The sequence below is a fragment of the Curtobacterium sp. BRB10 genome (assembly GCF_031844325.1).
Lineage (GTDB): Bacteria > Actinomycetota > Actinomycetes > Actinomycetales > Microbacteriaceae > Curtobacterium > Curtobacterium poinsettiae_A.
Window position 1 is genome coordinate 769,186 of sequence record NZ_JAUZVA010000001.1, and the last position, 8,390, is coordinate 777,575.

8 protein-coding genes are annotated in these 8,390 nt (G+C 69.8%); all 8 read left to right on the top strand.

All coding sequences use genetic code 11. The features are described 5' to 3' along the window. Positions 1 to 15 precede the first annotated feature (15 nt). Positions 16 to 1,041: a ketol-acid reductoisomerase gene (gene ilvC, locus Q9R26_RS03770; protein ID WP_027466530.1), complete on the top strand. Its 1,026-nt coding sequence runs from the start codon at positions 16 to 18 to the stop codon at positions 1,039 to 1,041. 210 nt (positions 1,042 to 1,251) lie between these two features. Then, positions 1,252 to 2,442: a mannitol-1-phosphate 5-dehydrogenase gene (locus tag Q9R26_RS03775; RefSeq protein ID WP_311226566.1), complete on the top strand. Its 1,191-nt coding sequence runs from the start codon at positions 1,252 to 1,254 to the stop codon at positions 2,440 to 2,442. Between the two features lie 59 nt (positions 2,443 to 2,501). Continuing rightward, a complete protein-coding gene (locus Q9R26_RS03780) occupies positions 2,502 to 2,966 on the top strand; it encodes a hypothetical protein (protein WP_027466533.1) in 465 nt (154 codons plus the stop codon). 41 nt (positions 2,967 to 3,007) lie between these two features. After that, complete coding sequence (locus Q9R26_RS03785) at positions 3,008 to 3,346, top strand: hypothetical protein (RefSeq protein WP_027466534.1); 339 nt, start codon at positions 3,008 to 3,010, stop codon at positions 3,344 to 3,346. 156 nt (positions 3,347 to 3,502) lie between these two features. Then, positions 3,503 to 5,092 carry a phosphoglycerate dehydrogenase gene (serA, locus tag Q9R26_RS03790; protein ID WP_182065917.1) on the top strand — a complete coding sequence of 530 codons (1,590 nt, stop codon included), beginning with the start codon at positions 3,503 to 3,505 and terminating at the stop codon, positions 5,090 to 5,092. Positions 5,093 to 5,104: 12 nt separating this feature from the next. Beyond that, the gene (locus Q9R26_RS03795; RefSeq protein ID WP_311226567.1) at positions 5,105 to 6,178 is read left to right on the top strand and encodes a 3-isopropylmalate dehydrogenase; all 1,074 of its coding nucleotides are present in this window, start codon (positions 5,105 to 5,107) and stop codon (positions 6,176 to 6,178) included. A gap of 15 nt (positions 6,179 to 6,193) precedes the next feature. Next, positions 6,194 to 7,303, top strand: coding sequence for a branched-chain amino acid aminotransferase (locus Q9R26_RS03800; RefSeq protein ID WP_163342593.1), 1,110 nt, complete (start codon positions 6,194 to 6,196; stop codon positions 7,301 to 7,303). Positions 7,304 to 7,333: 30 nt separating this feature from the next. Then, positions 7,334 to 8,104, top strand: a complete 771-nt coding sequence (locus Q9R26_RS03805; protein WP_027466538.1) for a fumarylacetoacetate hydrolase family protein — start codon at positions 7,334 to 7,336, stop codon at positions 8,102 to 8,104. Positions 8,105 to 8,390: the final 286 nt, after the last annotated feature.

Here is an 8,390-nt window from a genome sequence, read left to right on the forward strand (position 1 = left end):
AGGAGACACACCCTCGTGACTGACATCGTGTACGACGCCGACGCCGACCTGACGCTCATCCAGGGCAAGAAGGTCGCCGTCATCGGCTACGGCTCGCAGGGCCACGCCCACGCCCTCAACCTCCGTGACTCGGGTGTCGAGGTCAAGATCGGCCTGCAGGAGGGCTCGAAGAGCCGGCAGAAGGCCGAAGAGGCGGGCTTCGAGGTCCACACCCCGGGCGACGCCACCGCCTGGGCCGACGTCGTCGTCATCCTCGCGCCGGACCAGGTCCAGCGCATCGTCTACGCAGAGGACATCCGCCCGAACCTCAAGCCGGGCGCGACGCTCGTCTTCGGCCACGGCTTCAACATCCGCTTCGGCTACATCGAGGCGCCCGAGGGCGTCGACGTGTCGCTCGTCGCTCCGAAGGGCCCGGGCCACACCGTGCGCCGCGAGTACGAGGCCGGCCGTGGCGTCCCCGTGATCGTCGCCGTCGAGGTCGACGCGTCCGGTTCCGCGTGGGACCTCGCGTGGTCGTACTCCAAGGCCATCGGTGGCCTCCGCTCCGGCGGCATCAAGACGACCTTCACCGAGGAGACCGAGACCGACCTGTTCGGCGAGCAGGCCGTCCTCTGCGGTGGTACCTCGCAGCTCATCCAGTACGGCTTCGAGACCCTGGTCGAGGCGGGCTACCAGCCGCAGATCGCCTACTTCGAGGTCCTGCACGAGCTCAAGCTCATCGTCGACCTCATCTGGGAGGGCGGCCTCACCAAGCAGCGCTGGTCGATCTCCGACACCGCCGAGTTCGGTGACTACGTCTCCGGCCCCCGCGTGATCTCGCCGGACGTCAAGGAGAACATGAAGGCGGTGCTCGCGGACATCCAGAACGGTGCCTTCGCGAAGCGCTTCATCGAGGACCAGGACGCCGGCGCTCCGGAGTTCAAGGCGCTCCGTGCCAAGGGCGAAGGCCACCCGATCGAGGCCACCGGCCGTGAGCTCCGCGCGCTCTTCGCGTGGAAGCAGAACGACGGCGACTACGTGGACGGCTCGGCCGCGCGGTAGTCTTCCGAGAACCACTCGACCTGCGAGGCGGCGGTGCACCTGCACCGCCGCCTCGCGATGTGACCCGAACGTTATGCAGCAGCCCTTCTCCAGCCCCGACGCCGCGGACCGGCGTCCCTCCGCCGTGCGCGCGGACGATTCCCGACACCCGTCGGCCGTGCTGCGCACCCGCGGTCAGGACCGCCCCGACCAGCATGGGATGATCGTTCGATGGCGGTGACGAAGCGAGCGGTCCACATCGGCGCCGGCAAGATCGGGCGCGGGTTCGTGGGCCAGTTCCTCGTGGCGAGCGGCTACGAGCTCACCTTCGTCGACGTCGACGAACGCGTGGTCTCGGCGCTGAACGAAGCCGGCCGGTTCGTGGTGCACGAGGTCGGCGAGATGCCGGTCGAGCACCTCGTCTACGGGTTCCGTGCGCTCAGCAGCAAGACCGACCGCGAGCGTGTGGTGCAGGCCATCGCCGAGGCCGACGTCGTGACGACCGCCGTGGGCGCCCGCACGCTCCCGCTCGTCGCGCCGCTCATCGCCGAGGGGCTCGCGGCACGCCCGCTCGAGCGCGGCGACGTCACGATCGTCGCCTGCGAGAACGCGTTCAACGCGACCGACTCCCTGCACGCCAGCATCCGCCGAGCCCCGATCCTCGAAGACCGGGACATCGCCGCCGTCTTCGCGAACTGCGCGATCGACCGCATCGTCCCGGACCAGTCCGGTGTGCTCGGTCAGTCCGGCGGCCTCGACGTCGTGCTCGAGCCGTTCTACGAGTGGGTCATCGAGCGCACCCCGTTCCTCGGCTCCGACGCCGAACCGCCGACGATCGAGGGCGTCACCTGGGTCGACGACCTGCAGCCGTTCGTCGAGCGCAAGCTCTACACGGTCAACACGGCGCACGCCACCGCCGCCTACCACGGCTACGTGCGGGGCATCCGGCTCATCCGCGAAGCACTCGAGGACGACGCCGTCCGCGCCGAGGTCGACGGGGTGCTCGCCGAGACCACCGCACTGCTGGTCGCGAAGCACGGCTTCGATCCCGAGGACCACGCGCGCTACGTCGCCGCGAACCTCTCCCGCATCGCGAACCCGCACCTGCCGGACTCCACGGCACGCGTCGGCCGCAACCCGCTCCGCAAGCTCGGCCGTCGTGAACGCTTCGTCGGGCCGGCGTCGCAGCTCGCCGAGCGCGGCCTGCCCGTCGAACACCTGCTCGGTGCTGTCCGCGCGGCGCTCGCGTTCGACGACGAGAACGACCCGGAGTCGATCGAGCTGCACGCACTCCTGCGCTCCGGGGCGACCGCGCACGCGCTCACCGAGATCCTCACGGGCCTGATGGAGAGCCACCCGCTCTTCCCGGCCGTCCGCGACGTCGTCGCCGAGGTCCTCGCGACGCAGCCGGCCGACGTCTGACGTCGACCTCCCGGCCGCCGCTGGTCTCCCCGGTGTCGTGTCCCTCGTAGAATCGGGGCATGACCACGGCAGCATCCCCACCAGACGGGTCGATCGACCCGGACGTGCCGAACGCCGTCGACACCGACGACGCCGCCCTCAGCTGGGGTGACGCGGACGACGCCACCCACGTCGACGCGGCGCACAACCCGGTGGCGGTGCGTGACCGCGGAGCCCGTGACCCCGAAGCCCCCGAGACCTCCGGCGCGCTCGTCGGGTTCGGCGTCTTCGGTGGCCTCTACCTGCTCTACACGGTGGCCTGGCTCCTGACCGCCTCGACCGCGTACGTCTCCGGCGTCGACACCGTCCTCACGCTCTTCGTCGAGGTGCTCCGCTTCCTCGCGATCCTCGCGCCGGCACTCTGGTTCACGGTGGTGCTCTGGGCAGCGCGCAGCAGCCGCACCCGGACCCGCCTGCTCTGGATGCTCCTCGGCGCCGTCGTGCTCTTCCCCTGGCCGTTCCTCCTGACGCGGAGTTTCGGGTGACCGGGGCAGTGCCGGCGACGACCCGCCGGAACAGTGCCCCCGTGGTCGCGAAGATCGTGGTCTGGGTCGTGTTCGCGGCGCTGTTCGCGTACATGACGGTGCAGGCCGTCGGCAACCTGACGCAGATCAACCAGCGGGTGGACGCCTTCAACGCGTTCCTCCAGACGACCTCGGGTGGAGACTCGCTGCAGACCAGCACCCCGTGGCTGTGGCTCGTGCTCGACATCCTCATCGCGCCGGTCGCGTTCGTCGCGGCGATCGTCATCACCCGGCGCGCGAGCCTGCCCGTCACGATCGCGGTGTTCGTGGTCGCGTTCGCGGGCGCCGGCGCCCTCTGGCTCGACCTCCAGCTGTTCGTCCCGACGCTGCTGGACTTCTGACGCGACCCGCCCACGGCCAGGAGGCTCGGTGCGGCCCCGCCCCGCGCCTCCTGCCGTCGTGTGGTTCTCCACAGGACCGCTCCCGCGGTCGTAACCACCGGCCCGCGTCGATAGCATGGTGGGATACCAACCGTCTCGAGTGAGGAAACAGCTGCTGTGTCGAAGCCGGTCGTCCTGATCGCCGAAGAACTCTCGCCCGCAACGGTCGACGCCCTCGGGCCCGACTTCGAGATCCGGAACGTGGACGGCACCGACCGTCCGGCGCTCCTGGCGGCGCTGTCCGACGCGCACGCCGTCCTCGTGCGGTCCGCCACCAAGATCGACGCCGAGGCGATCGCCTCGGCACCGAGCCTCAAGGTCGTCGCCCGCGCCGGCGTCGGCCTCGACAACGTCGACATCAAGGCCGCGACGACCGCCGGCGTGATGGTGGTGAACGCCCCGACCTCGAACATCATCTCGGCGGCGGAGCTCACGGTCGGGCACATCCTGTCGCTCGCGCGGCACATCCCGGCCGCCCACGCCTCGCTGGCCGCCGGTGCGTGGAAGCGCTCGTCGTACACCGGTGTGGAGCTCTACGAGAAGACCGTCGGCATCATCGGCCTCGGCCGCATCGGCGCGCTCATCACCCAGCGGCTGCAGGCCTTCGGCGTGACGGTCATCGCGTACGACCCGTACGTCACCACGGCACGTGCGCAGCAGCTCGGGGTCGAGCTCGTCTCCCTCGACGACCTGCTCCGCCGAGCGGACTTCACCACGATCCACATGCCGAGGACGCCGGAGACCCTCGGCATGATCTCGGACGCCCAGTTCGCCCTGATGAAGCCGACCGCGTTCGTCGTGAACGTGGCCCGCGGCGGCCTGATCGACGAGGACGCCCTGCACCGGGCACTCACGGCGAACACCATCGCCGGCGCCGGCCTCGACGTCTTCGTCGCCGAGCCCCCGAAGGACTCGCCGCTCCTGGCGCTCCCGAACGTCGTCGTGACGCCGCACCTCGGTGCCTCCACCGACGAAGCGCAGGAGAAAGCAGGCGTCTCGGTCGCCAAGTCGGTCCGTCTCGCCCTCGGCGGCGAACTCGTGCCCGACGCGGTGAACGTCGCCGGCGGGGTCATCGACCCGTACGTGCGCCCCGGCATCCCGCTCGTCGAGAAGCTCGGCCAGGTCTTCACCGCCCTCGCGACCTCACCGGTCACGAGCATCGACGTCGAGGTGCACGGCGAGCTCGCCGAGTACGACGTCAGCGTGCTGAAGCTCGCGGCGCTCAAGGGCGTCTTCACCGACGTCGTCAGCGACCAGGTCTCGTACGTCAACGCTCCGCTCATCGCTGAGCAGCGCGGGGTCACCGTCCGCCTCATCACCGAGACCGACAGCCCCGAGTACCGCAACGTGCTGACGATCCGCGGTGCCCAGTCGGACGGCCCGGCCATCAGCGTGTCCGGCACACTCACCGGCCCGAAGCAGGTCGAGAAGCTCGTCGAGATCAACGGGCACGACGTCGAGGTGCCGCTCGACCGGCACCACGTCGTGATGGAGTACACCGACCGACCGGGCATCGTCGCGGTCTACGGCAAGGAGTTCGGCCAGGCCGGCATCAACATCGCCGCCATGCAGATCTCCCGCGAAGCCGCTGGTGGCCAGGCACTGAGCGTCCTGACCGTCGACTCGCCGGTCCCGGCCGAGATCCTCGAGCACGTCCGCTCGGCGATCGACGCGTCCTCGCTCCGCGAGATCGACATCACGCTCTAGGGAGTGGCGGACATGAGCAGCGCGCAGACCATCCGACTCGCGGTCATCCGTGGTGACGGCATCGGCCCCGAGGTCGTCGACGAGGCCCTGAAGGTCCTGCACGCGGTCTTGCCGAACGACCTCGTGGTGCAGGAGACCCCGTTCTCCCTCGGTGCCGCACGGTACCTGGAGACCGGTGACGTCCTGACCGACGACGACATGGCGGCGATCGCGCAGCACGACGCGATCCTGCTCGGAGCGGTCGGCGGTGACCCCCGTGACCCGCGGCTCGCCGGCGGCATCATCGAGCGCGGGCTGCTCCTCAAGCTCCGCTTCGCATTCGACCACTACGTGAACCTCCGGCCGACGACGGTGCACCCGGCCGTTCCGACGCCGCTCGCCGACCCCGGCGAAGTCGACTTCGTGGTCGTGCGCGAAGGCACCGAGGGGCCGTACGTCGGCAACGGCGGTGCCATCCGGACCGGGACCCCGCACGAGATCGCGACCGAGGTCTCCTTGAACACCGCCTTCGGGGTCGAGCGGGTCGTCCGGTACGCCTTCGCGCTGGCGGACCGACGCCCGCGTCGGCACCTGACCCTCGTGCACAAGAGCAACGTCCTGGTACACGCCGGAGCCCTCTGGCAGCGCACCGTCGCGGCCGTCGGCGCCGAGTACCCGGACGTCACGGTCGACTACCAGCACGTGGACGCGGTCACCATCCACATGGTCCGCGACCCCGCCCGGTTCGACGTCATCGTCACCGACAACCTGTTCGGCGACATCATCACCGACCTTGCCGGCGCGATCAGCGGCGGCATCGGTCTGGCGGCCTCGGGGAACATCAACCCGGACGGCACCTTCCCCAGCATGTTCGAGCCGGTCCACGGTTCCGCGCCGGACATCGCAGGTCAGCAGCTGGCCGACCCCACCGCCGCGATCCGCTCCGTCGCCCTGTTGCTCGACCACCTCGGTCGCGGTGACCTGGCGGCCGCGGTCACGGCTGCGGTGGAGTCCGACCTCGCCGACCGGGGCACCACGCCGCGTCGCACGGCCGAGATCGGCGACGCGATCGCCGCCGCGGCCACGGTACGCACCACCACCGCCTGAGAAGGAGTCCTCCCCATGAGCACCGACACCGCCTTCGGACTCGAGTTCGCCAGCACCCCGTCCGCCGACCGCCGCGCGGCCGCCGAGCGCGAGCAGATCCTCGCCGACCCGGGCTTCGGCAAGCACTTCACCGACCACATGGCGACGGTCGAGTGGACGCTCGACGACGGCTGGCACAGTGCGTCGATCCACCCGTACGGGCCGCTGTCCCTCGACCCGAGCGCGAGCGTGCTGCACTACGCCCAGGAGATCTTCGAGGGGCTCAAGGCCTACCGGCACGCGGACGGTTCGGTGTGGTCGTTCCGGCCGGACGCCAACGCCCGGCGATTCCAGCGGTCCGCCCGACGGCTCGCGCTCCCGGAACTCCCGGTGGAGGCGTTCGTCGAGTCGATCCGGCAGCTCGTGCAGACCGACGTCGACTGGGTGCCCTCGGCGCCCGAGACCAGCCTGTACCTGCGGCCGTTCATGATCGCGACGGAGTCGTTCCTCGGGGTGCGCGCGGCACAGGCCGTCGCGTACCACTGCATCGCGAGCCCGGCCGGTGCGTACTTCACCTCGGGCCCGAAGCCGGTGTCGATCTGGCTGTCGACGCAGTACGCCCGGGCAGGCAAAGGCGGGACCGGTGCGGCGAAGACCGGCGGCAACTACGCGTCGTCGCTGCTGCCCCAGCAAGAGGCCTACGAGCACGGCTGCCAGCAGGTGATGTTCCTGGACTCGGTGGAGGGCAAGTACCTCGAAGAGCTCGGCGGCATGAACGTCGTCCTGGTCAAGTCCGACGGCACCCTCGTGACACCCGACTCCGAGTCCATCCTCGAAGGGATCACGCGTGACTCGATCCTGCAGTTGGCCGAGGACCGCGGCCTGACCGTCGAGAAGCGCCGGGTGACCCTCGACGAGTGGCGTGACGGCGTTGCCGACGGTTCGATCACCGAGGCGTTCGCGTGCGGGACCGCCGCCGTGGTGACCCCGATCGCCGAACTCCGGGGTGACGGCTTCACCATCGGTTCGCCGACCGTGGGGGCCGGGGAACTCACGATGTCCCTGCGCGATGAACTCACCGACATCCAGTACGGCCGTCGTCCCGACCCGCACGGGTGGATGACCAAGCTGACCGACGCGTCCTGATCGACCGGCAGGCGTGGGTAGGGTCGAACGGTGAAGATCGCACGGTTCAGCAGCAAGGGTGAAGACCCCCGGTACGGCATCCTCGACGAGCGCGCTCTGGTGGTGCTCGCGGGAGACCCGATGTACCAGGGGTTCGAGACGACCGGGGAGCGCGTCGCACTCGCCGACGCGAAGCTCCTCGCCCCCGTCATCCCGCGGTCGAAGGTCATCGGCGTCGGGCTCAACTACTCGGAGCACGCCTCCGAGATGGACGAGCGTGCCGGCGACGACCCGGTGGTGTTCCTCAAGCCGAACACCTCGGTGATCGGTCCGGACGAACCCATCCGCCTCCCCGCCGACATCGGCCGCGTCGACCACGAGGGCGAACTCGCCATCGTGATCGGCTCGCTCGCGAAGAACGTCCGGCGTGAGGACTTCGCGAGCGTCATCCTCGGCTACACGATCGCCAACGACGTGACCGCCCGAGACCTGCAGGCGCGCGACGGTCAGTGGACCCGGGCGAAGGGGTTCGACACGTTCTGCCCGCTCGGCCCCGTGATCGAGACCGAGATCGACCCGTCGGACATCCGCATCGAGACCCGTGTCGACGGCGACCTCCGGCAGGCGGCCTCGACGAACGAGATGGTGCACGACATCCCGTCGCTCGTCGAGTTCGTGTCCTCGATCTGGACCCTCCTGCCCGGCGACGTCATCCTGACCGGGACGCCGGCCGGTGTCGGGCAGATCCGCGACGGCGAGATCGTCGAGGTCACCATCTCCGGCATCGGTTCGCTGAAGAACCCGGTCATCGCACGGCACTGACAGCGCTCCCGTACGGCCCGTTCCCCAGGTGGGGAGCGGGCCGTTCGTCGTTGCCGGGGGAGTGCCCAACCGCGGCCCAGGTGGCGACACGCCCGGGATGTGGCCCGGCTTGGCGCTGCCGTTCACCTCTGCGTAAAGTAATCACTCGTTGCCGCTGAGGCGGAGAACGGAACGGCCGAGACGATCACCGGGTTGAAGACCTGGAGATGCAGTCCGGACGGGGTCCCGCTCAGGCAACCAACTCCTCGGAAACATGACCTTCGGTTGTGCGCCCGGGATGTTGTAC